Source organism: Aquimarina longa SW024 (assembly GCF_001401755.1).
Lineage (GTDB): Bacteria > Bacteroidota > Bacteroidia > Flavobacteriales > Flavobacteriaceae > Aquimarina > Aquimarina longa.
In genome coordinates, this window is sequence record NZ_AVQK01000035.1 from 19,372 (window position 1) to 42,035 (window position 22,664).

General features: G+C 32.9%; 18 protein-coding genes and 1 tRNA gene. 9 read left to right on the forward strand and 10 right to left on the reverse strand.

Features of this window, described 5'->3' with window-relative positions; genetic code table 11:
* The first annotated feature begins 30 nt into the window (after positions 1 to 30).
* The 7 genes from N456_RS08225 (at position 31) to N456_RS08255 (ending at position 8,268) form a co-directional block, all read left to right on the forward strand.
* Positions 31 to 891 carry an MBL fold metallo-hydrolase gene (locus tag N456_RS08225; protein WP_062055817.1) on the forward strand — a complete coding sequence of 287 codons (861 nt, stop codon included), beginning with the start codon at positions 31 to 33 and terminating at the stop codon, positions 889 to 891.
* Entirely contained in the window at positions 875 to 2,581 is a 1,707-nt protein-coding gene (locus tag N456_RS08230) for a S8 family peptidase (protein WP_082422483.1), read from the forward strand. Before N456_RS08225 ends, N456_RS08230 begins: the two co-directional genes overlap by 17 nt.
* An 11-nt stretch (positions 2,582 to 2,592) precedes the next feature.
* Positions 2,593 to 4,422 carry a M1 family metallopeptidase gene (locus N456_RS08235; protein WP_062055819.1) on the forward strand — a complete coding sequence of 610 codons (1,830 nt, stop codon included), beginning with the start codon at positions 2,593 to 2,595 and terminating at the stop codon, positions 4,420 to 4,422.
* 144 nt (positions 4,423 to 4,566) lie between these two features.
* Positions 4,567 to 4,944, forward strand: coding sequence for a ribonuclease P protein component (rnpA, locus tag N456_RS08240; protein WP_062055821.1), 378 nt, complete (start codon positions 4,567 to 4,569; stop codon positions 4,942 to 4,944).
* A 50-nt stretch (positions 4,945 to 4,994) separates the two neighbouring features.
* Positions 4,995 to 6,617 carry a S41 family peptidase gene (locus N456_RS08245; RefSeq protein WP_062055823.1) on the forward strand — a complete coding sequence of 541 codons (1,623 nt, stop codon included), beginning with the start codon at positions 4,995 to 4,997 and terminating at the stop codon, positions 6,615 to 6,617.
* A gap of 372 nt (positions 6,618 to 6,989) precedes the next feature.
* Complete coding sequence (locus tag N456_RS08250; protein ID WP_148639247.1) at positions 6,990 to 7,805, forward strand: peptidase associated/transthyretin-like domain-containing protein; 816 nt, start codon at positions 6,990 to 6,992, stop codon at positions 7,803 to 7,805.
* 235 nt (positions 7,806 to 8,040) lie between these two features.
* Complete coding sequence (locus N456_RS08255) at positions 8,041 to 8,268, forward strand: VF530 family protein (RefSeq protein ID WP_062055826.1); 228 nt, start codon at positions 8,041 to 8,043, stop codon at positions 8,266 to 8,268.
* 100 nt (positions 8,269 to 8,368) lie between these two features.
* On the opposite strand, the gene N456_RS08260 is transcribed toward N456_RS08255, so the two are convergent.
* Both N456_RS08260 and N456_RS08265 read right to left on the reverse strand, forming a co-directional pair.
* Entirely contained in the window at positions 8,369 to 12,982 is a 4,614-nt protein-coding gene (locus N456_RS08260; RefSeq protein WP_082422484.1) for a T9SS type A sorting domain-containing protein, read from the reverse strand.
* 474 nt (positions 12,983 to 13,456) lie between these two features.
* Positions 13,457 to 14,428 carry an endonuclease/exonuclease/phosphatase family protein gene (locus tag N456_RS08265; RefSeq protein WP_062055828.1) on the reverse strand — a complete coding sequence of 324 codons (972 nt, stop codon included), beginning with the start codon at positions 14,426 to 14,428 and terminating at the stop codon, positions 13,457 to 13,459.
* A 118-nt stretch (positions 14,429 to 14,546) separates the two neighbouring features.
* On the opposite strand from N456_RS08265, the gene hflX reads away from it, so the two are divergent.
* A complete protein-coding gene (gene hflX, locus N456_RS08270) occupies positions 14,547 to 15,764 on the forward strand; it encodes a GTPase HflX (RefSeq protein ID WP_062055830.1) in 1,218 nt (405 codons plus the stop codon).
* Positions 15,765 to 16,026: 262 nt separating this feature from the next.
* Here hflX and N456_RS08275 read toward each other — a convergent pair whose 3' ends face one another.
* The 3 genes from N456_RS08275 to N456_RS08285 all read right to left on the reverse strand — a co-directional run bounded on the left by N456_RS08275 (position 16,027) and on the right by N456_RS08285 (position 18,845).
* A complete protein-coding gene (locus N456_RS08275; protein ID WP_062055839.1) occupies positions 16,027 to 16,791 on the reverse strand; it encodes an enoyl-CoA hydratase/isomerase family protein in 765 nt (254 codons plus the stop codon).
* A gap of 219 nt (positions 16,792 to 17,010) precedes the next feature.
* On the reverse strand, positions 17,011 to 18,348 hold the full coding sequence (locus N456_RS08280; protein ID WP_062055841.1) for an MATE family efflux transporter: 1,338 nt from the start codon (positions 18,346 to 18,348) through the stop codon (positions 17,011 to 17,013).
* A complete protein-coding gene (locus tag N456_RS08285; RefSeq protein WP_062055844.1) occupies positions 18,345 to 18,845 on the reverse strand; it encodes a GNAT family N-acetyltransferase in 501 nt (166 codons plus the stop codon). The genes N456_RS08280 and N456_RS08285 overlap by 4 nt, the downstream gene beginning before the upstream one ends.
* 259 nt (positions 18,846 to 19,104) lie before the next feature.
* On the opposite strand from N456_RS08285, the gene N456_RS08290 reads away from it, so the two are divergent.
* Positions 19,105 to 19,181 (forward strand) — tRNA-Ala (locus N456_RS08290).
* 83 nt (positions 19,182 to 19,264) lie between these two features.
* On the opposite strand, the gene N456_RS24325 is transcribed toward N456_RS08290, so the two are convergent.
* The 5 genes from N456_RS24325 to N456_RS08300 form a co-directional block, all read right to left on the reverse strand.
* A complete protein-coding gene (locus N456_RS24325) occupies positions 19,265 to 19,402 on the reverse strand; it encodes a hypothetical protein (protein WP_158447851.1) in 138 nt (45 codons plus the stop codon).
* A gap of 76 nt (positions 19,403 to 19,478) precedes the next feature.
* On the reverse strand, positions 19,479 to 19,631 hold the full coding sequence (locus tag N456_RS24330; protein WP_158447852.1) for a hypothetical protein: 153 nt from the start codon (positions 19,629 to 19,631) through the stop codon (positions 19,479 to 19,481).
* A gap of 26 nt (positions 19,632 to 19,657) precedes the next feature.
* Entirely contained in the window at positions 19,658 to 19,795 is a 138-nt protein-coding gene (locus N456_RS24335; RefSeq protein ID WP_158447853.1) for a hypothetical protein, read from the reverse strand.
* Between the two features lie 184 nt (positions 19,796 to 19,979).
* The gene (locus N456_RS08295; protein WP_062055845.1) at positions 19,980 to 20,291 is read right to left on the reverse strand and encodes an HTH domain-containing protein; all 312 of its coding nucleotides are present in this window, start codon (positions 20,289 to 20,291) and stop codon (positions 19,980 to 19,982) included.
* Positions 20,292 to 20,380: 89 nt separating this feature from the next.
* Entirely contained in the window at positions 20,381 to 22,561 is a 2,181-nt protein-coding gene (locus tag N456_RS08300) for a peptidase domain-containing ABC transporter (protein ID WP_062055846.1), read from the reverse strand.
* Between the last annotated feature and the right edge of the window lie 103 nt (positions 22,562 to 22,664).

Sequence of the window (22,664 nt, forward strand, 5' to 3'; positions counted from 1 at the left end):
ATTTCTATTGAATAATCAAAACATATAAAAATGAATTTATATCCTATAAATGCAGGAAATTTTAAACTTGATGGAGGCGCTATGTTTGGAGTAGTTCCTAGAGTTTTATGGAATAAAACAAATCCCGCAGACGAAAAAAACCTAATCGATATCGCTGCAAGATGCTTACTTATCGAAGATGGAGGTAGGCTTATTCTTATCGATTCTGGGATGGGAGATAAACAATCAGAAAAATTCTTTGGTCATTATTCTTTATGGGGAGAAGATAACTTAGATCGCTCTCTAAAAGCAAAAGGATTTCATCGAGATGATATCACAGATGTTTTTATTACCCATCTCCACTTTGATCATTGCGGTGGAGTTGTACAATGGAATGCTACCAGAACTGGATATGAATTAGCATTTAAAAATGCTAAAATATGGAGTACTAAAGAACATTGGCAATGGGCAATTAATCCTAATGCCCGAGAAAAAGCATCTTTCCTAAAAGAAAATATTCTTCCTATTGAAGAAAGTGGGCAATTAAATTTTATTTCCAGAACAGAACCTACATTCCAAAAAACCTCTGAATTAGGTTTTGGTCTATTATTTGCTAATGGACATACAGAAAAACAAATGATTCCACATATAGAATATAAAGATAAAACAATAGTTTTTATGGCAGATCTTCTGCCCACCGCTGGTCATGTACCATTACCTTATATAATGGGATATGATACCAGACCATTATTAACTCTGGATGAAAAGAAATTGTTTTTAGAAAAAGCTGCTACACACAACTGGTACTTGTTTCTAGAACACGATGCTCATAATGAAATAATAACCGTACAACATACCGAAAAAGGCGTGCGCCTTAAAGAAGTTTTTACCAGTCATGAAATATTTAATTAAAAGAAAAAATAAAATGATTCCTTCGTCTCATAAAGTTATTGCCACTATTGTATCATCTATTCTTATGATCAGTTGTGGCGCTCCTAGTGTTATTTCTACCCCTATAGAAAATATAGATGCAATCCCTCTTAAGAATATAGATCTAACCGATACTCAATTAAAAAAATGGGGAGCACTAGATTTAGCTACTGATACTATACCAGGAATGAGTATTGATAAGGCTTATAATGAGCTTATCAAAGATAAAAAAGGACAAACTATCATTGTAGGTGTTATTGATAGCGGAGTCGATATTGAGCACGAAGATCTAAAAGGAGTAGTTTGGACCAACCCAAAAGAAATTAAAGGTAATGGTAAGGATGATGATGATAATGGATATATCGATGATATACATGGATGGAATTTCTTAGGAAATTCTGAAGATGAAAACCTAGAGTATGTAAGAATTATCAAAAAGCTAAAGCCTAAATATGCAGGTAAGAATCTAGCTTCAGTACCACAATCTGATCGAGATGAATATCAAAATTATATCGAAGCTAAGGCAGAATATGAAAAAGAATTTCAAGAAAATTCAGCACAAAAAACACAATATGAGCAGATTCTACAGCAATCCAAAGCTTCTCATAAGGCTGTTGTCGCTGTATTAGGAAAAGAAAATTATTCTCAAAAAGAACTCTTAGATACAAAAGCAGAAACACCAGAAATGAAGCAACATGTTGCTTTTCTGTCTCAAATGTTTGGATTTATGGAACCTGATGATACCGTTCCAGATTTTATAAAAAATATTACCGAAGGTGTTGATCATTTTACAGAACAATTAAACTATAATCTAAATCTACAATTCGATGGTAGAAAAATTGTTGGTGATAATGTAGATGATATCACTGATACAAAATATGGCAATAACAATGTTATGGGACCTGACCCTAAAAAAGAAGGTATAAAACATGGTACCCACGTTGCAGGTATTATTGCTGCAGATAGAACTAATGGAAAAGGAATGAAAGGTGTTGCTAAAAATGTAAAAATAATGGCAATCAGAGCCGTTCCTAATGGAGATGAATATGATAAAGATATAGCTCTTGCTATACGATATGCCGTAGATAATGGCGCTAAAGTAATCAATACCAGTTTTGGTAAATACTACAGTACACATCCAGAATGGGTAGCAGAAGCCATTACCTATGCAGCATCAAAAGATGTCCTTATTGTAAATGCCGCAGGAAATGAAGGAATAGATATTGATCAAAAAGTAGTGTATCCTAATGATCAAATCAATACAGGTTCTGAAATAGCAAACAACTTTATTACTATCGGTGCATTAAACTATGTATATGGTTCTAATTTAGTTGCTGATTTTTCTAACTATGGAAAAAGTAATGTAGATGCCTTTGCACCAGGTGTTAAAATATGGGCAACGACACCTAATAATTCATATGAATACTTACAAGGAACTTCTATGGCATCACCTGCAGTAGCCGGAGTAGCTGCATTAATTCGATCATATTACCCTAAATTAAAAGCCGAACAAGTAAAAAAAATACTTATGGATAGCGGACTAAGTACCAAATCTTCTGTAGTAATTGGAGGGAAACCAACCAATGTAGGTCCCTTTTCTGAACTATCAAAATCCGGAAAAATAGTTAATCTATACAATGCCCTTATTATGGCAGATAAATTATCTAAATAGTCTTGTATATTATGTTTAAAAAAATTGCTTTTATTATTAGTATTGTAGCCTTTAGTGCTATTGGACAAAATAACACTTCCTATTGGCAACAACATGCTGATTATACAATAGATGTAGACATGGATGTTGATAAATTTCAATATAAAGGAATACAAGAATTAATCTATTCTAATAATTCTCCAGACACACTATATCAAGTATTTTATCATTTATATTTTAATGCATTTCAGCCAGGTAGTGAAATGGATGTACGTTCCAGAAATCTACCAGATCCAGATCCAAGAGTTGGCAATAGAGTAAACAATCTTACTTCTGAAGAAATAGGATACTTAAATGTTTCTTCGTTAAAACAAAACGGAAAACCATTAGTATGCCAAACTTCTGGAACTGTTCTAGAAGTAACACTAGATACACCAATTGCACCAGGAGAAAAAGTTACTTTTTCTATGAAATTTGATGGTCAGGTACCAAAACAAATACGTCGTTCTGGTCGAAATAGTAAAGAAGGTGTCGCATTATCTATGACTCAGTGGTATCCAAAAATCGCAGAATATGATTTCGAAGGTTGGCATGCCGATCCTTATATCGCCAGAGAATTTCATGGAGTATGGAGCAACTTTGATGTAACCATATCTATAGACAAAAACTATATTTTAGGAGGTACAGGATATCTACAAAATCCTCAAGAAATTGGATATGGATATGAAAAACCAGGAACTAAAGTATCTAGAAAAGGAAAAAAACTTTCATGGCATTTTAAAGCCCCTAATGTGCACGACTTTGCTTGGGCTGCGGATCCAGAATATCTACATGACGTAGTAAAAATCCCTAATGGACCAACACTACATTTTTTATATAAAAATAAAAAAGAGATCATCGATAACTGGAAAGATCTACAACCAAAAACTGTAGAATTAATGAACTATTTTAGTGAGAAAATAGGAGAATATCCTTATGATCAATATTCTATTCTACAAGGAGGAGATGGAGGTATGGAGTATGCCATGTGTACACTCATTACAGGAGAGAGAACCTTTGAAAGCTTAGTCGGTGTTACGGCACATGAAATGGCACACTCGTGGTTTCAACATATATTAGCTACCAACGAGTCCAAGCATGAGTGGATGGATGAAGGCTTTACCAGTTATATTTCTACTCTAGCGATGAATGAAGTAATGAAACAAAATAATCCTAATTCCCTAAGAGGAGTCTATCAAGGGTATTATCAGTTAGCTATTTCTGGTATAGAACAACCACAGACCACACAAGCCGACCGATACTCACATAATGCTGCTTATGGAGCTTCTGCCTATTCTAAAGGAGCTGTTTTCTTATCACAATTAGGATATATCATAGGCGAAGATAATCTTGCTAAAACTATTAAAAGATATTTTAAGGAATGGAAATTTAAACACCCTACTCCTAATGATTTTAAAAGAGTAGCAGAAAAAGTATCAGGAATTCAACTAGATTGGTATTTAACTGATTGGACAAAAACTACCAATACTATAGATTATGGTATTAAAGAGGTTGTACAAAATAACAATAATACTAAAATTACTCTAGAACGTATCGGATTAATACCCATGCCAATAGATGTATACGTAGAGTATACAGATAGTACAATAGAATCGTTTTATATACCACTAAGAATAATGCGTGGAGAAAAAGAAAACCCAATCCCATCAATGAAAAGAACTATATTGTCCGATTGGTCTTGGACTAACCCTACCTACTCATTAGAAATTTCTAAACCAAAATCAGAAATAAAAACAATCGGAATTGACATTACCAATACAATGGCAGATATAAACCCTAGAAATAACACCTTTTCTGAATAAATAAAAACAATCCAGAAACATCCTTTTTTTAAAGGTTTATTTGGTATTGTGCTATATAAAATCCCTCACAAGTATATAAGCCTGTGAGGTTTTTTTATCTACCACTACTAATTATACCAAATTCAATTACTACATTTAACACCAATGAAAGCTACTTTTAATAAAAAAGAAAGACTAAAAAGTAAAAAAGAAATAGAATTACTTTTTTCTGATGGCAAATCTATATCCAAATACCCTATTAGATTAGTGTATAGGAAATCAGTCTTTGAAGAAACTATTAAAATTAGAGCAGGAGTATCAGTCAGTAAACGTAATTTTAAAAAAGCTGTAGATCGCAATTGCATAAAACGTTTAATGCGCGAAAGTTACAGGAAAAATAAGTATCTTGTACTCAACACTACAAATCAATTTACTTTTATGTTTTTATTTTCGGGTAAAGAGATGCCAGAATATTCAGTAATAGAATCTAAAATTAAAAAAATATTACAAAAATTTATTGAACAAGAAATAGCATCAAAATGAGTGCAATACCTCACTCCTATTTGATGCATCTTATTTAAAGAAAACTATCCATGAAGAAGAAGATTATCTATCCCATAGTTGCTATTATTGTCTTACTATCCACAGTAAGTTTTAAATCAGATTTTTTTGAAATCGCCAAGCAAATTGAAATTTTTACGACCATGTTTAAAGAATTAAACATGAATTATGTAGATGAGACAAATCCCGCAGAATTAATGGATACCGCAATCAAAGCCATGCTAGATGATTTGGATCCATATACTAGATATTGGAATGAGCAAGATGTAGAAGCTTCTAAAATTCGTAATTCAGGGGAATATACAGGTATTGGAGCCTCTGTAAGAACTGTAAAAAATGAGATCACCATCATAGAACCCTATAAAGACTATCCCGCAGATAAGGCTGGTCTTAAAGCCGGGGATAAAATTATACAAATAGGAGACGTCAAAGTTGCTGATTTTAATGAAGACGCGGGAGAACTTCTTAAAGGAGCTAGTGGAACAACAGTAGACATTATCTATAAAAGACAAGGAGAAACTAAAAGTACCGTACTCACACGAGAAGAAATAGAAGTTGATGCTGTACCCTATTATACATTATTAGATGATAATACAGGATATATTGTGCTATCCAAGTTTAATAATAAAGCGTCTAGTGAGACAATTGATGCCTTAAAAGATTTAAAAGCCAAAGGCGCTGATAAAATAATTCTAGATTTAAGAGGAAATCCTGGAGGCTTATTAAGTGAAGCTATCAATGTTACTAATATTTTTGTACCCAAAGGAGAGTTAATTACCACTACAAAATCAGTCGTAAAAAAATATAATAAAGAATATTTTACCAAAAGAGCACCTATTGATACCCAAATACCTTTAGTTGTATTAGTAAATGGTAGAAGTGCTTCCGCCAGTGAGATTGTATCAGGTGGTATTCAGGATCTAGATAGAGGAGTTGTCATCGGTGCCAGAAGTTTTGGTAAAGGATTAGTACAACGACCAAAAAAACTAACCTATGGTACTCAATTAAAAATTACTATCTCACGATATTATACCCCTAGTGGTAGATGTATACAAGCATTAGATTATTGGAATCGTGATAAAAATAATAATGCTGTACGAATCAATGAGCATGATTTTAAAGCTTTTAAAACCAAAAACGGAAGAACAGTATATGATGGAGGAGGAATACAACCAGATATTAAATTAGAAACCTCTAAATTTAGTAAAATTACTACTGCGCTATTAAAATCCAATGCCTTTTTTGAATATGGTACAAAATATTACTATTCGCATCAATTAAAAGATGCCAATGAATTTAAATTTACAGATAGTGATTATCAAGATTTTAAAAAATTTGTAAAACAAAGTAATTTTAATTTTGAAACTGAAACCGAAAAGTCATTCAAAAAATCAATGGAGATTGCAAAACGAGAAAACTTAGACAATAATATTACGTCATCCTATACTTCTCTTATTACTTCAATAGATGCCTCTAAACAAGCGTTGTTAGATACTCATAAAAAAGAAATTATTAATTTACTTACGGACGAGATTATTAAACGATATTTCTATAGAGAAGGCTTGTATGACTACTATGTAAAAAACAATCCAGAGGTTCTTAAAAGTCAGGAAATACTTAACAATAGTAACACATATCAGAATATTCTAAAATAATCATACTGGTAAGTCAGTATCTATAAAGATAAACAGATTTACTTTTTTCACCAATCTGCCCCATTGTCGCCAACTCTACATATTACCTATATATGTAATGGGCGACACTGGAAATTATAATCGTTTTAGTTTGCTGTATTTTGGATGATTTTTGAAACACCGTTTTGTTTGTCTCACTGAATGAAAGAGAAAAATTCTGGACGTTCATATGAATAAACTATATTTACCTTTCAAGGCACACACAATTTGTATATTGCATATGCTCCCTTCAGGAAGCAAGCGCACCATATAAGAGACATTGTCTCTTATTAATGTAAATCTGCAACAATCACAATGTTTTAAGGTTTTATATTAAAACCTAACGTTCAATATGTGAATAATAGTGACTTGTTTAAACTTTTTATATTATTACCTATCTTATTGACTTCAATGATTGGATATGGTCAAGAAAATATTGTGGAATTGACCGGCATAGTTACAAGTCCCAATAATACTGTTTCTAATATTTTGGTTGTCAATATAAATTCTAAAAAATCAACAATTATTGATATTAAAGGGGTTTTCAGTATTGAAGTTAAATTGCAAGATACATTACAATTCTCTGCTGTTCATTATAGAACGAAAGAAATCGTTATAATAGATGAAATTTTGAATAAGAAGACAATCCTAGTTGATTTAGAAGAAAAAGTTGTCAATTTAGACGAAGTAGTAATTCTACCACATAATCTAACAGGTCAAGTCGCTCTTGATATAAAAAAGTTTGGTACTAAACATAATGTTACTTCCTCTTCTTTGGGGTTACCAAAAGCAAATATAAAGGTGAAGACCAAAAACGAGAGGTTACTTTTTGAAGCCGATGATGGAAAGTTAATTAAATTTTATGGAATTGCGGCTACCATAAATGTTACTAAATTACTCAATAAGATTTCAGGTAGAACAAAAAAGCTTAAAGATCACATTTTACTTGATAAACATATTAAAATCGAAAATGAAATAGATAATTTGTTTTCAAAGAAAGTATTATCCGAAGAACTAGGAATCCCTCAAACGAATATTGCTGATTTTCTTGACTTTTGCCTAAATCAACCAGATTTCACTAAATTGTCGGATACTATAAGTGCATTACGAATTTTGGAATACTTTAAAGGCAAAAGTTATGAATACAAAAAAGCAAACGGGTTAAATTGATAAGTTTATATCACGAAGTTATAGAGAATCATAAATTAAGTAAAACAAGGAATAACACCAAATATGATGTCATAGCAGTTAAGTGATAACCCAAAGGTTCTTGTATATTTGCTATGGTACAAAGATTTTATAGTAGAAAATATATAAAATCAACGCAGATTTGTTGATGGCTTGGTAACATTCTGCTCTGCTAGGACAATACTTATAACGTTATTAAAATACGCTACAATAAGATATGGAAAATAAGAATAGTAAAGAACAACCCAATAATCCATTACATGGAGTTAAACTGGTAGCTATTTTAGAATATTTGGTAGCACAATATGGCTGGGATGAACTAGGATCTAGGATTAATATTCGATGCTTTACTAATGATCCTTCAATCAAATCTAGTCTTAAATTTCTAAGAAGAACGCCATGGGCAAGAGATAAAGTAGAGCAATTGTATTTGCAATCTATTTAGAAACAAGAATGACAAAAAATAAAAAAAGAGGCTGAATTTAGTAATTCAGCCTCTTTTGGTTTGATCAATGACCTAGGAGCAAACCTATAAGGGATTAAAATTAATTTTTCATAATCTTTTTGGTTATATTAAGTTTTCCACTAGTATCAAAAGCACGGATCACATAAAACCCTTTTGGATAGCGATCCATATCGATGGATAACTTTGATTCTCCGATATTAAGTCGTATCGTTTGGGTATATATAGTTTTACCTGTTATATCTGTAATTTCAACAGCTACATTTCCTTCTACAAAAGTAGTAAAAGCTACCGATAGCTTATCTTTAACAGGATTAGGAGCAAGAGTAATATTAATTTCCTCCACACCAAATTCTTCATTAAGTAACTCACTTTCTAAAGCAGTAGGATTTTCTGCATACACAATAGCTTCTTTAGAAACAATACTTTCACCATTTTGTAAGCACACAATAGCATCTAGGTCATACCCATCTGCAAACCATGGAAAAATAGCTTTATCACTAGTATCAGTAACTTTGATATATTTAGCAGATTTTAGATTACCAGTAGCAAGATCAAATTCTCCGTCCTGACAAGTGGTTCCTAAAGAAACAAACGCTACACCATCCTGTGATGCAAATACTTCTGCTGATTCTGGGTAGTAATTACAAGGAATATTGTCAAAGAACCCTGTAGATTCAAATACTGCAAACTCATTACTATCAGCATTGTCATAGATTTCGTTATTTAATTCTATCGTTATTGATCCACCAAAACCTAAACTTACAAAATTAAAGTACCTTCTTTCTCTTGGTTTTCCTATAGCACGTTTGGCTTTGCTTCTAAACCAAGATACGCTTCTCCCATCTTTTCTTCTCCCTTGATCAAAAGCCACTACAGAAGCTCCTGCACATTCGTTTTCTACAAATTCTGGTTCTAATAAGAATCGTGCAGAAACTGGCAGATGATCTGATGTCGTAAATGCATAATCATTATCATATACCTCATAATGTACCGATACAGATTTATCAATATATGCATCTTTAAGCTCATTAGTTATTGCAATATGATCGATCATATTTTCTCTAAAAACATATGATCGTAATCCTGCTTTACTTAATGCAGCAGATACAATGTTATAGTTAGTAGAATCTGCTACATATTTTTGAAAACTAGAAACAGTAGAAGAGATATCAGCTACAGTTTCATCAACATCATCATTATAATCTCCTAGAAGAATCACTTTATTAGTAGCAAAATTAGCATCTAATGAATCTTTTAATACCTCTACATCATACTTACGCATATCATAACGATTCTGTGGATCACGACTACTATTTGCTCTAGCATGTAATGCAATCAGATCAATACGTTCTGTTACACCATTAATAGTTACATCTGCTGTCATTAGGAATGGTAATCGTCCACTGGCATAAAAACGAGAAGTTTCACTAGGATAGTTTACAAGAGCAGAATCATCACCTCCATTATATAATGGGTGAATAGATGTAAACATTGCTCTAGTATTGACTACAGAAACCGTTTCTTTATTATAAATAAATCCTACTTTTTGTGACACTTCAGTAGAGGAAGGATACGATACAGCATCAGACAGAATGTAATCATATCCTGGCAATTGGTTTACTAACTCTGCAAATAATGCATCATCAGCAATTTCTTCTACTGCATATACATCTGCATTCAACTTTTTTAATACAGTGGCTGTACTATCTCTTTGGATAGCATCAGACATTGGGTTTTCTCCCACAGGAGAATTTTTTTCATCACCAAACCATTCGATATTCCAAGTTACTACATCAAAAGTGTCTTCTTTAGGATATCCTATAGTATCTCCTGGAGGAACAAATTCTACAGCACAAGGAATATCTGAATCTTGTCTTGGTAATAGTTGGAAGAACTCTTTAAAACGACCTATTACACCGGTTATTTCTGGACAAGTAACGGGCTGTGCTTTACCTACTATTGTAGCAACATCATTATCAATACGCATTTGACCATTTCCACTAGCATCAGTAAGCGTAACATTAGAATTACCAAATAAGATATCTCCGGGATTAGGGAATGTAGTAGCACTTACACGTACTAATTCTCCGGGGTGATTAGCAAATTCTGCTAAGGTAATCTCTAGTGGAGTAATAGGATTTTTAGGAAGCCCATTATTGACCACTTTAGTTACTTTATTAATCTGTATCTGATCTTTAAAAGTTGCTCTACTACCTGTTACTGTAATAGAATCCCCAGCTTTTACATTAATATTAGCATGTACTTGCTCATCAAAAATAGCAATACCACCGGTAGTATCCTGAATAAATGCTGGTCCATTAAAATTATCAGTAACCGTTAATACTCCAGTAATCGTTACAGGAGTACCTTCTACTGTTGCTCTAGCCTCTGCAATAGTAAGTAACTCTCCTGGTGTAACGACAACACTATCATTAGCTACTCCTGGCGTTGGAGACTTTGCTACATATGATAAGGTATTACGAGTACCTCCTGATCCATTAGGAATACGTTGTAAAGATTCACTATCTTTTTTTCCGTTTTCATTTTCATTTAATTGAGGTTGATCAGCATTTAGTAAAACTAACAATTCTGCATCATCATTATCATTGGTATCATATACAATAGCATCTATAAGATTTTCTGTAGTAATTGCTGTTCCATTAGGAAAAGAAGTAGCATCTCCAACGTATAATGCTACAGCATCAGCCCCATTCTGAAATGTATTTCCTGGAACAACAATACTAACATTAGGAACATCTGCATTACCGATTACAAAATACCCTTGCGCATTGGTAGTAAAACCATCTAGATCAATCGCATTGTAACTAGTATTATTTTTTCCATTATAATTTACTAATACATATCCATCTAGTGTAGTATTTCCTTTTCCGCCATCATATAACTCTATAAATTCTAATGTATCCGAACCTTGGGTATCTGCATCTAGTTCATTAATAACAAGAGTTACAGGCTCGGTTGCAGCAGTATTAGCTGCTCCTGGCGTAGGGATAGCCTGCGTATATGTTGTTGTATTTCTTATTCCTCCTGATCCATTAGGAAAACGTTGTAAAGATTGGAAATTCTTATTTCCTTTTTCATCTTCGTTTACTTGTGGTTGCTCGCTATTCAGTAATACTAATAATTCTGCATCATCACTATCATTAGTATCATATACAATAGCATCTATAAGATTTTCTGTAGTTACAACAGTTCCATTAGGAAAATTAGCTGCATTTGTTTTATAAAGTGCTACAGCATCAGCACCGTTCTGTAACCCATTCCCAGCAAATGTAATATCGACATTAGCCACATCTACATTACCAATTACAAAATACCCACTAACATTTGTAGTTGATCCTGCTAAGTCATAAGTAGCATAACTTTTATTGTTAGATCCGTTATAAAATACTAGAATATATCCGTCTAGAGAGGTGTTTCCTGTACCACCATCATATAGTTCTACAAATTCTAATACATCTGATCCATCTGTATCGGCATCTAGTTCATTGATTAGTAGAGTTGTTACTGGTGGAGTAGTATCTTCAATAACTACAGTTTCGCGATTAGGAGTATTCACTGCTTCTCCTGGTTCTGCTACTACTGTAGGAAAACTTAATAACCCACTACCATCAAAATCATTTCTGATCCAATCAGTGACAGCATTAGTATCTTGCCCATTAGGATATCTAGAGGCACCACCTACGGTAAAAGAACTACCATCAAAAGATTGTAATAAGGTAACAGTAGCATAATTAAGATCTGATGCCCCGCCATCATTCACTCCAATATCATCAATACGTTCTGTCCATGGAGTACTATCAAAAATACCATCATCATTAGTATCTAAATCTTGCCCTAGACTACCCGTAAAATTCTTTACTAAAAGTAATGAGACAGTTCCATTTTCATATACATTACTACCAAAAGGAGTGGTAAAATACCCATTGATATCTGTAGTACCTAATTGTATAACCTCATCAATAACACCAGATGCATTACGATCTCCTTCGATTTCTAGAATCCAATATTCACTTAGATCTGTTTCTGGTCCAGCAAGTATTTCTACAAATTCATCAGTATCTGACCCTGCGTGATTGAATACAAACTCATTAAGTACTGGTGTTATAAAAGTTGTTCCAAAAACTTGGTTGGTATTGACTGTATTATAAGAATTTGCAGTAGTTACCTCCCATGTAAATTCTGAAACCGTTGTTCCTGTTCCTGCTAATTGTAGAGAGGCTCCAACAGCAGTACTACTAGATTCGGTTACTCCGATATCGGTACTAGTTACTCCCGCTGCAGGACCATCTACTGCTGTAATAACTCCTTCATAACTTAAAAACTGAATCACGGTAGCGTTATTATCAACTAATGCAATCCCATCAGGGCTACCATTTTGTAATCCATTAGTAGAAAGAATTGTTGCTAATGTTCCAAAACCATTTTGCTGATCAGGAATTATTCCCGAAATAGCAATCGTATTATATACACTACTATTCGATCCATTATACAAAACAATACTCCATCCCGAAAGATCTGTTCCTGCTATTCCTGCAATTTCGATAGCTTCTTCTACATCTGTACTAGCATTATCATAGTGTATTTCATTGATAAATACAGATTGTGTAAACCCATTGTAAATCCCTAAAAACCAAGAGACAACGAATGGAATTAAAAGTAATTTTAATTTCATAACTGTGTGATTTAATTTGTGTGATTTTTTGCGTAGGGTAAGGTATCGTATTAAAATGATGGGAACTTTGCGAATATGTTAAAAAAAGTTTAACAAATGTGAGTATTATTTTAAAACAGACCTAAGAGTATGTTAAAATGTATGTAAACAGAACATAACAACCTCGGAGCAAGCTACATGTCATTACGTTAGGAAGTTAAAATATTAATTACAAGTTTTTTAATAATAAGACCGTTGCAAAATTAAATACCTAGAAATAAAACATTTAAAATTCATAAAAGGCTTAAGTCCCTTTGCTCATCTCCCTGCAACGGTCTTACAATGCTTTCTGCTTGTCATTCTAGCCCTTAGGCTTAGCTCAGGATAAACTAAACGGCTAGAATCTATAATAAGAACAAATCCACGAGGTATACTTCCGAAAAAAATAGTTTGATTTAGAGATAAGCCTCGTAATAGTATACCCTCAATGAGGGATTAATTGCGTTTTAATCTTACATATACCGGAAAATGGTCACTATATCCGCCAGTATATTTTTTTCCAATATAAGTTCTAAAAGGATTTCCTTTATAGCGTCCTCTATATATTTTTAGAAAATCATCATCAAAGATGGCTGCATCAGAAAAGGAATGCTTTCCTTTTTCATATTTATGAAAATTGTGACTAAATATAATTTGATCAAACAAATTCCATTGGCTTCTATAATTTGTAGTACCTCTATATCGTGTAAGTAATCGCTCCATTGGATTAAAAAGATCTTGTTGTACAAGATGTTTTTTAACACTCTGGCTAGAGGGATCGTCATTAAAGTCTCCCATAACAATGATTTTTGCTTCTGGATTTTCTGCCGTAATCTGACTAATAATCTCTCGATTTTTTTCTGCGGCATCAATACGTTTATACGCTGTAAGTTCAGCACCATCGCGCCTTGATGGCCAGTGGTTTATTAAAATATGAATTTCTTCATCATTTAAGTTACCCGTTATCCATAAAATATCACGAGTATAATCTCTATCCCCATTATCGTTATTTACCAAAACAGTAATCTTTTCGGAGTTTTTAACCTCAAAATATTTTTTTTGATACAATAAACCTACATCAATACCTCTCTCATCAGGAGAATCATAATGGACAATACCATAATCTTTATGCTTTAAATGCTTAGAATTAATAAGATCTTCTAGGACACTTTTGTTTTCTACTTCTGCAACACCTACTAAAACAGGAGCTTTCCTTGTTTTGGAAAATCCAATGTTAGAAATAGCAGTTCCGAGCTTAACTATTTTTTTTTCATACCGCTTACGGTTCCATTGTTTTTCAGAATCAGGTAAAAAATCATTATCTAAGGTATATGGGTCATCCTTAGTATCAAACAAGTTTTCTAAGTTATAAAATGCTATGGTATAATGGTCTGTATGTGTTTTATTGAAGTAACGGGTAGTATTCATAGCATCTAATTTTATAAGAAACCTCTTATACTATTGGTTCCTGAGTGTATAATTGTTGTACTTTTGTACATTTGTTTAAGAGTACAATATAATTAAGATATAGAAGAATAGGTAGCTAATGTTAGAAAAGAAGGAAATAGCATACGAAAAAACCATTTTAATAGGTATTATTACTAAGCATCAGGATGAGGAAAAGCTTAATGAGTTTTTGGATGAATTAGAATTTCTTACCTATACTGCGGGAGGTGAAGTAGTAAAACGATTTACTCAAAAAATGGATATGCCTAATTCTAAAACCTTTATAGGAACGGGTAAAATGGAGGATGTACGTGCTTATGTGGAGCAACATGATATTGGCACTGTAGTTTTTGATGATGAATTATCACCTGCACAACTTCGTAATATTGAGCGGATCTTAAAAGCTAAAATTATTGATCGTACGAATTTGATTCTTGATATTTTTGCGCAGCGTGCTCAGACTAGTTATGCAAGAACACAGGTAGAACTAGCACAATACCAATATTTATTACCTAGATTAACAGGTTTATGGACGCATTTAGAGAGACAACGAGGGGGTATCGGAATGCGTGGTCCTGGAGAAACAGAGATAGAAACTGACCGTCGTATCGTTAGAGATCGAATTTCTTTATTGAAGAAAAAACTACTCACTATTGATAAGCAAATGGCTACTCAGCGAGGTAACCGTGGTAAACTAATTCGTGTGGCTTTAGTAGGATATACTAATGTTGGTAAATCTACCTTGATGAACGTAGTTGCCAAAAGTGCCGTTTTTGCAGAAAATAAACTGTTTGCAACTCTAGATACTACTGTAAGAAAAGTAGTTATTGGTAACCTCCCTTTTTTACTTAGTGACACAGTAGGTTTTATAAGAAAACTCCCTACTCAACTTGTAGAAAGTTTTAAAAGTACGCTAGACGAAGTAAGAGAAGCTGACTTATTATTACATGTGGTTGATATCTCTCATCCACAGTTTGAAGATCATATCGAATCTGTACATAAAATCTTAAGAGAAATTGATTCTACAGAGAAGCCTACAATTATGGTTTTTAATAAAATTGATGCATATAAGCATGAGACGATAGCAGCTGATGACCTAACTACAGAACGTACTAAAGCACATTATACCTTAGAGGAGTGGAAACAAACCTGGATGAATAGAATAGGAGATAATGCGTTGTTTATTTCTGCTATCAATAAAGAGAATATAGACGATTTTAGAAAACGAGTATATAAAGAAGTTAGAGCTATACATGTAACTCGTTTTCCTTATAATAACTTTTTATATCCTGAGATTATTCAGGAAGAAGAAGAATAAACCACTATGGATTTCAAAATCCATAGTTTTAAATAAAAGAATTCTATTCTTTTTCTTAACACAAGAGTGTCATTACTGCGTAGGCAGAAATCCATTCTTATAACTAGTATTATGGATTCCGCATCAAGTGCGGAATGACAAAAGACAAAACCTATAAAAAAGTATATAGAAACTAAAGTAACTACAATCAAATTGCTGGGTTTTAACCATTAACTAGATAATAAACTTACAACTTCCGAGAATGAAATACTTAGGGGTAGTATTACTCTTTAAACTTAGCTAAAGCACCTTTGGTAAACTCAGAAAGTACGAGTTCTCCAGAAATTGCAGCTCTCTCTATTAACAATTCTTGCCAATGCTCTGTTCCTGCCCAACTTATTTTTTTCATTTGCTGTATTGCTTGTGGATTATAGCTCGCTAGTTTTTCTGCAAAAAGCTGTATTTCTATATCTAATTCTTTTATGGTTTCAAAAACACGAGCATACAATCCCTGTTCTTTTGCCCAATATGCATTCTTCCATTGAGATGCATCCCACGCTAAGGCTTCGAACCCTGCTAGTCCTATTTTTCTGGATACTGCAGGTTCTATAACAAATGGACCTATACCAATGGTCAATTCACTTAGTTTTATTGATGCAGCTTCTGTTGCCAAGCAATAATCACAGGCAGCAGCTAATCCTACGCCTCCTCCTACAGTTTTACCTTGTATCCTACCTATTATAGGTTTTTTACACTTTCGCATCGCATTAATCACATTAGCAAACCCAGAAAAAAATCGTTTTCCTTGCTCTAGATCTGTAATCGCTATTAATTCATCAAAAGAAGCTCCGGCACAGAATGCACGATCTCCTTCTGACTTAAGAATAATAACTTTCGTTTCCTTATCATCTGATAATTCATTAAAAGCTTTTGCTAATCTGGCTAATAGTTCTGAAGGAAAAGAATTACTAGCATCGTGGGCAAATTCTATAATTCCAATATGGTTTTCGGTATGAGTATACAAGCTTCCGTTAGATCGTGGTATCATTATTGTTATAAGTTTTATAGTAAAAGTAACAAATACTATTGAACATTAAAATGCGATGGTATCCTATTTTATCTGATAAATACTTTTACTGACGTAAAAACATAGAGAAGAATTTATAAAATGTAAGGAAATGATGCTAGAAGATTTTTTTGAAAAAAACAGACTACTAATTGGAATTCTTTTAATTCTTATCTACGCACCCTTGTTATTTGTCCTTCTTTACTTTGAGTAAGACAATAATGGTAAAAATTTACTTCTAAACTTGGTGATAAGCATAACTCCTCTAAACAGTGCCCAAACCGTAAATGCTATCCATATCCCATATAATTTTAAATCAAAAAAATTACATAAATATAGCGTAGGTATAAATGCTAAAAATGTAGCTCCTAATAGTACATTTCTTAAGTATCCCATTTCGCCTAGGCCTTTAAAAATCCCATCAAAGACAAAAGCAAGCCCATTAATAGGCTGTACTATTAAAATAATAAAGAAAATACTATAAAAAGTTTCTAATACAACTGTATCACTTGTAAACACTTCCCCAATTGTTGTGTAGAATATAAACCCAACTATTGCTAAAATCAAACTTACACCAATACCATAAAGACTCACTCGTTTACTTAAGATCCATAATGATTTATAATCTTTTGCTCCTAGTAGTTTTCCACTCAGAATATTACCTGCGCCTCCATAGCCATCAATAAAAAATGCAGTAAACATCCAGATATTCATTGATATCGTATACGCAGCAATATATTCATCTCCATAATCAGTAGCATTAGATGTTGCAAAATATAATGCAGTATTAAGGGCAATAGAGCGAATAAACAAGTTAAGACTCATCGTAACAAATCTACCCAATTCTTTGTTTAATGGAAATCGTAGCTTAAGACTAACATCAGTTTTAACGATTAATAATACAAAAACAATGATTGCCATTAAAAATTGCGAAATTAAACTTGCCCATGCTGCTCCACTAATCCCCATTGCAGGGATATAGTTCTCGATACCATAAACTAATATAAAATCCAAAACAATATTGGTTACCGCACCAATTATAGCTACAATCATTGGCCAAAACGTGTTCTGAAGTCCTCTGAATATCCCAAACACTGCAAAAGTAAATAGTGTAAGAGGAAAACCCCATACTCTAATATCATAATAGACTACACAGTATTTTAGAATCAGTCCCGAGGCATTGTATAATTTAAAAATTTCTTCAACAAAAAAAACAGTAGAAACCAATACTACAATACTAAGGGCAACATTAAAAAAAATAGCCTGTGCTGGTAATGTTTTTACTTCTTCGATCTTACCAGCTCCTAGGTATTGGGATATAATCGCAGATATAGCACTCCGAGTCTGTCCCAGAATCCAGATTAATGCAGATAAAAAAGAGCCTACAATCCCTACTGCTGCAAGAGATTCTGTACCATACTCGGGGATATTACCAACTATAGCAGTATCTGTTATCGAGAGTAATGGTTCTGCAATGCCAGTAATAATAGCAGGGATAGCAAGACGATTAATGTTTTTAAATCCGATTATTGTACTCATATAATAAGTTCATAACAATGAAAAGGGTGCTCACTTTGCTTCGGAAAATAAATATCACCAAGACGTTGATATCCTCTGGTTTCATAAAACGTAAGGTTCCTTTTATTTTCGCCAAATGTATCTAATCGAATAGACTGATATGCATTATCTTTTGCATATTGTTCTGCAAAATCCATTAATTGCTGCGCATACCCTTTACCCCAATACTCTGGATCTATGGCTAATCTATGTATATATAAGTTGTTATTATTTTTAGTCAACCATTGTATAGGAATATACTCTTCATCCATCAGCTCCGTTAATACAATAATTCCTTTAATATGGTTTTCTTCTTCTAAGACATATAACTCCTGTAACGCTATATCTTTTTCAAAACGTTCTTTGGTAGGATAATTCTCATTCCATTGGTAAATACCATTGGCAATCATGGCTTTGGCACAAGATTGTGTTAATTGATGTATAGAAGTAAGGTCGTGTAATAATGCTTTTCTAATCATATATATTCTAAAAAAACTCAAAAGTACTAACTTTATCGATCAATTAGATACTAGTATCCCATGTTTAAAAAAACTTTATGAAACTCTAACAGAATAGTTTTTTAATTATACTAAGTTATATGATGTACTCATTATAATACATAGTACAACGATCAAGCTTACTAGATACATTTCCTAAAACAACAAAAAAATACAACAACTCTTATACCATAAATTTTGAGTACTTTTGGTACTGTTATATACGTATAGTACTACACTAGGGGATGTAGCTCAGTTGGCTAGAGCGCTTGACTGGCAGTCAAGAGGTCGTGGGTTCGAATCCCATCTTCTCCACCAGTAAAAAAATAAAGCTTCATAGAGATGTATCTCTGTGAAGCTTTTTATAATACGATCAGAAATCGTAATCTTTTGATGCCTACTTATAGTGCAGCAGCTCTACCGAGTTGCCAGCCAATAGCGATTAAAATAGCAGATACTATCAATACAAATCTTACTATATCAGTATCCTTTGCTGTATTGATTTTATTAGTTAGTTTTTTATATAACATATTTTTCATAATTCTGTGTAATAATATTGTTTATGTAAAAATAAGGAAAAGACCTTTAATTAAAAAGGTCTTTTCTGAAATTTTATTAGCCTCGAGCATATTCTCTACCTAATTCCCAACCAGCAACAAATGCTGCTCCTGCTAAACTAAGTACTTCTACAATAAGATTTCCTCCATTTATTGAAGTCATTTCCTGAGTTTTTAATTCTTGAACTTTTATCAAATCTAAATTTTTCATGTTTTATTATTTTTCTAAATTAATTTTTATTGAATAATATATTTTTCATATGCATATCCCCATGCGAAACCTATTATTGGTAACAATAATATACCTCCACCATTAGTTTTGTTTAATTCTTCAGTGTTCATATTCTGAACTCCTAAATTCTCTAAATTTTTCATGTTTTAAAATTTTTAAGATTTACTATTTATTTTTATAAGATTTACTACAGATTTCGTCAAACCAATTAGTAGATCGGGTGTTGTTGCAACAACTATAATAGGAGTGCGCTAACTCTTATTACACTACAATACTACAATCTCAGCGTCTCAAAAAATGAGACGCTGCTATAAAAAGTTTTTTTTGCTATACTGATGTTAGTAAAAACCTATAGCTCTGTATACCTCCTCCATATATAGATCGAATTTCTTCATAATTGAGTTCTCCTTGTATAAATCCAAATTGAAACCGTACGATATCTGTATATACAAAACTTTGTCTAGTAAAGTCATATTCAATAGGTGCGTTTAATGCTTTCATGGTATCAATAAGCCGGTATACTTTAGCTCTCGATACTTCTAATCTCGATGCTAATGTTGCCGGTGATCCCGTTGCTTGTAATCGGATCAATCGATCAATACGCTCAATAAGTTCTATCTGTTTGATCATACTATTCATTACGGTTTATTTTTTATGTAGTTTTTAAAATTTAAAAAGCCAAGTGTCAGATATCCTAATCTCTACTTGTTTTCTCCCCATTTCCATACTCAAATACGCACCAACTTCTGATTTTCGACTTGTTGGGGCATCTGTTTTTGCCATAGCCTATAATATTTTTCTTGTTTAGCATATAATACTTGATGATTCCCTTGTTCTACAACTTTTCCTTGTTCTAATACTACAATTGTATCAGCATTAACTACTGTACTTAATCGATGGGCAATGATAATGATGGTTTTTTGTTGATTTCTTAAGCTTTGTACTGCTTTTTGGATATAATTTTCTGAGGTACTATCCAGTGATGAGGTTGCTTCGTCTAGCACTAATACTTCTGGGTTTTTATATAATGCTCTGGCAATGGCAATACGTTGTTTTTGTCCCCCAGATAAGGTAGCACCATTTTCTCCAAGATAAGTAGCAAAACTATTAGGCAAGTTTTCTATAAACTCTAAAATTCCTATCGTTTTACAGACCTCTATAATACGTTCTATATTGGGTGCAAATTCTCCTACTGCGATATTTTCTATCACATTACCTGCAAAAAGATCTATCTTCTGTGGTACTACACTCACCAAATTTCTTAGGCTATTATTTTCGATATACTTTAGGTCGTAGTTTCCTATAGTTATTTTTCCTTTTTGGATAGGATAAATATTCTGTAGTAAAGACATTAAGGTAGATTTACCAGAACCACTCTCTCCAATAATTGCGGTTATTTTTCCTTTAGGAATGGTAAGTGTAAAATCCTTAAACACTTCTACTCTAGATCCGTATCTAAACCCTACATTAGAAAATGTAATATCATCGATATGTTCTTTGGTAAGTACTATTTTCTGAGCATCTTGTTCTCGCTCTAAATCCATAATCTCAAACAAACGATCTGCAGCAATCAATGCATTCTGAATCTGTTTATTGGCACTGATCAAACTGGCAACAGGACTGGTAAAATATCCTATAATTGCATAAAAAGCCATTAATTCTCCAGCAGTGATTTCTTTTTTAATTACAAAATACGAACCACTCCATAATAGAATAATGGTAAATAACTGTGCAATGGTACCTGTACTAGAATTAGAAAACACACTATTTAATGCAGAGGTATACCCTGCTTTTAATACTCCTATAAACCGTGTTTCTGTTTTAATATTGGCAAAATCTTCTAGACCAAACCGTTTGATGGTTCCTACTGCGTTTAAGGATTCTACCAGTTGACTTTCTAGCTCTGCTGATTTTTCCATAATTCCTCGTTCTGTACGTTTGTTTAATACATTGATGATTAGGTATATAATTGCGTATACTGGGATAATTGCCAACATAATTAATGCTAACTTCCAATAGTAAGTAAACATCAGTCCAAAAGAGAATACAAGTATTAACACATTAACCGTTAGATCTAATGCTACTCCATTGATAAAGTTTCTAATTTTTACGGCATCATTGATCCGAGAGATAATCTCACCAACTCGCATGGTATCAAAAAATTGTTGGGGTAGTTTTAGCAAATGCTTGTAATACCCTAAAATAAGCCGAGCATCAATCTGTTGACCAGTTTTGATCAAAAAAACATCTTTATACGCTCCTACTACAAGTTTTAAAAATAATAAAGCGATCATAATAACCCCTAGTAAATTAAGCAGTTTGGTACTGGTACCCATAAACACATGATCTGTAAGTTTTTGAATATATATCGAGGTAGAGAACCCTAGCAATGTATAGATAATAGCTCCGACAAATGCTTGTAGCAATACACCTTTATGCGGTTTTAACAAAAACCAAAACCGTTTACATACCGATACCTTAGTATTACCTGTTATAAAATCTTCTTTGGGTAATAGTAATACCAATACTCCTGTCCACTCTGTGGTAAATTCTTGATGTGTTTTTTTATGAAATTTACCATCTCCTGGATCCATAATTTTAATATACTCCTTCGTTACTTCATAAATCACTACATAATGTTGCAGTTTTTCATTAACAATCACATGGGCAATGGCAGGTTTAGGGATTTTAAACAAACTTTCTAGATCTCCTCGTACTCCTTTGGCTTCAAATCCTAATTTCTCAGCTGCCTCGATTAACCCTAATACATTGGTTCCTTTTTTATCGGTACTGGCAAACTGCCGAATACGAGCAATAGGTAATTGTAATTTATAATGTGCCGATATCGATGCTAGACAAGCTGCCCCACAATCAGTAATATCATGTTGTTTTATGTTTGTTTTTGACATGTTTTCTGTTTTAATCCCTCTACTTGTTTCAAAACGATCTATTTACAACTTCAGTCGCCTGACTTTAGATCTTTTTATATAACATTTCACTTACAGACTCATT

What these genes read in the sequence shown, in the direction of transcription:
- N456_RS24335 (WP_158447853.1), bottom strand. Translation starts at nt 19,795, where the DNA reads ATGAAAAATTTAGAGAATTTAGGAGTTCAGAATATGAACACTGAAGAA.
- N456_RS08245 (WP_062055823.1), top strand. Translation starts at nt 4,995, where the DNA reads ATGAAGAAGAAGATTATCTATCCCATAGTTGCTATTATTGTCTTACTA.
- N456_RS24325 (WP_158447851.1), bottom strand. Translation starts at nt 19,402, where the DNA reads ATGAAAAATATGTTATATAAAAAACTAACTAATAAAATCAATACAGCA.
- hflX (WP_062055830.1), top strand. Translation starts at nt 14,547, where the DNA reads ATGTTAGAAAAGAAGGAAATAGCATACGAAAAAACCATTTTAATAGGT.
- N456_RS08225 (WP_062055817.1), top strand. Translation starts at nt 31, where the DNA reads ATGAATTTATATCCTATAAATGCAGGAAATTTTAAACTTGATGGAGGC.
- N456_RS08265 (WP_062055828.1), bottom strand. Translation starts at nt 14,428, where the DNA reads ATGAATACTACCCGTTACTTCAATAAAACACATACAGACCATTATACC.
- N456_RS08260 (WP_082422484.1), bottom strand. Translation starts at nt 12,982, where the DNA reads ATGAAATTAAAATTACTTTTAATTCCATTCGTTGTCTCTTGGTTTTTA.
- N456_RS08275 (WP_062055839.1), bottom strand. Translation starts at nt 16,791, where the DNA reads ATGATACCACGATCTAACGGAAGCTTGTATACTCATACCGAAAACCAT.
- N456_RS24330 (WP_158447852.1), bottom strand. Translation starts at nt 19,631, where the DNA reads ATGAAAAATTTAGATTTGATAAAAGTTCAAGAATTAAAAACTCAGGAA.
- rnpA (WP_062055821.1), top strand. Translation starts at nt 4,567, where the DNA reads ATGAAAGCTACTTTTAATAAAAAAGAAAGACTAAAAAGTAAAAAAGAA.
- N456_RS08280 (WP_062055841.1), bottom strand. Translation starts at nt 18,348, where the DNA reads ATGAGTACAATAATCGGATTTAAAAACATTAATCGTCTTGCTATCCCT.
- N456_RS08235 (WP_062055819.1), top strand. Translation starts at nt 2,593, where the DNA reads ATGTTTAAAAAAATTGCTTTTATTATTAGTATTGTAGCCTTTAGTGCT.
- N456_RS08285 (WP_062055844.1), bottom strand. Translation starts at nt 18,845, where the DNA reads ATGATTAGAAAAGCATTATTACACGACCTTACTTCTATACATCAATTA.
- N456_RS08295 (WP_062055845.1), bottom strand. Translation starts at nt 20,291, where the DNA reads ATGAATAGTATGATCAAACAGATAGAACTTATTGAGCGTATTGATCGA.
- N456_RS08300 (WP_062055846.1), bottom strand. Translation starts at nt 22,561, where the DNA reads ATGTCAAAAACAAACATAAAACAACATGATATTACTGATTGTGGGGCA.
- N456_RS08230 (WP_082422483.1), top strand. Translation starts at nt 875, where the DNA reads ATGAAATATTTAATTAAAAGAAAAAATAAAATGATTCCTTCGTCTCAT.
- N456_RS08255 (WP_062055826.1), top strand. Translation starts at nt 8,041, where the DNA reads ATGGAAAATAAGAATAGTAAAGAACAACCCAATAATCCATTACATGGA.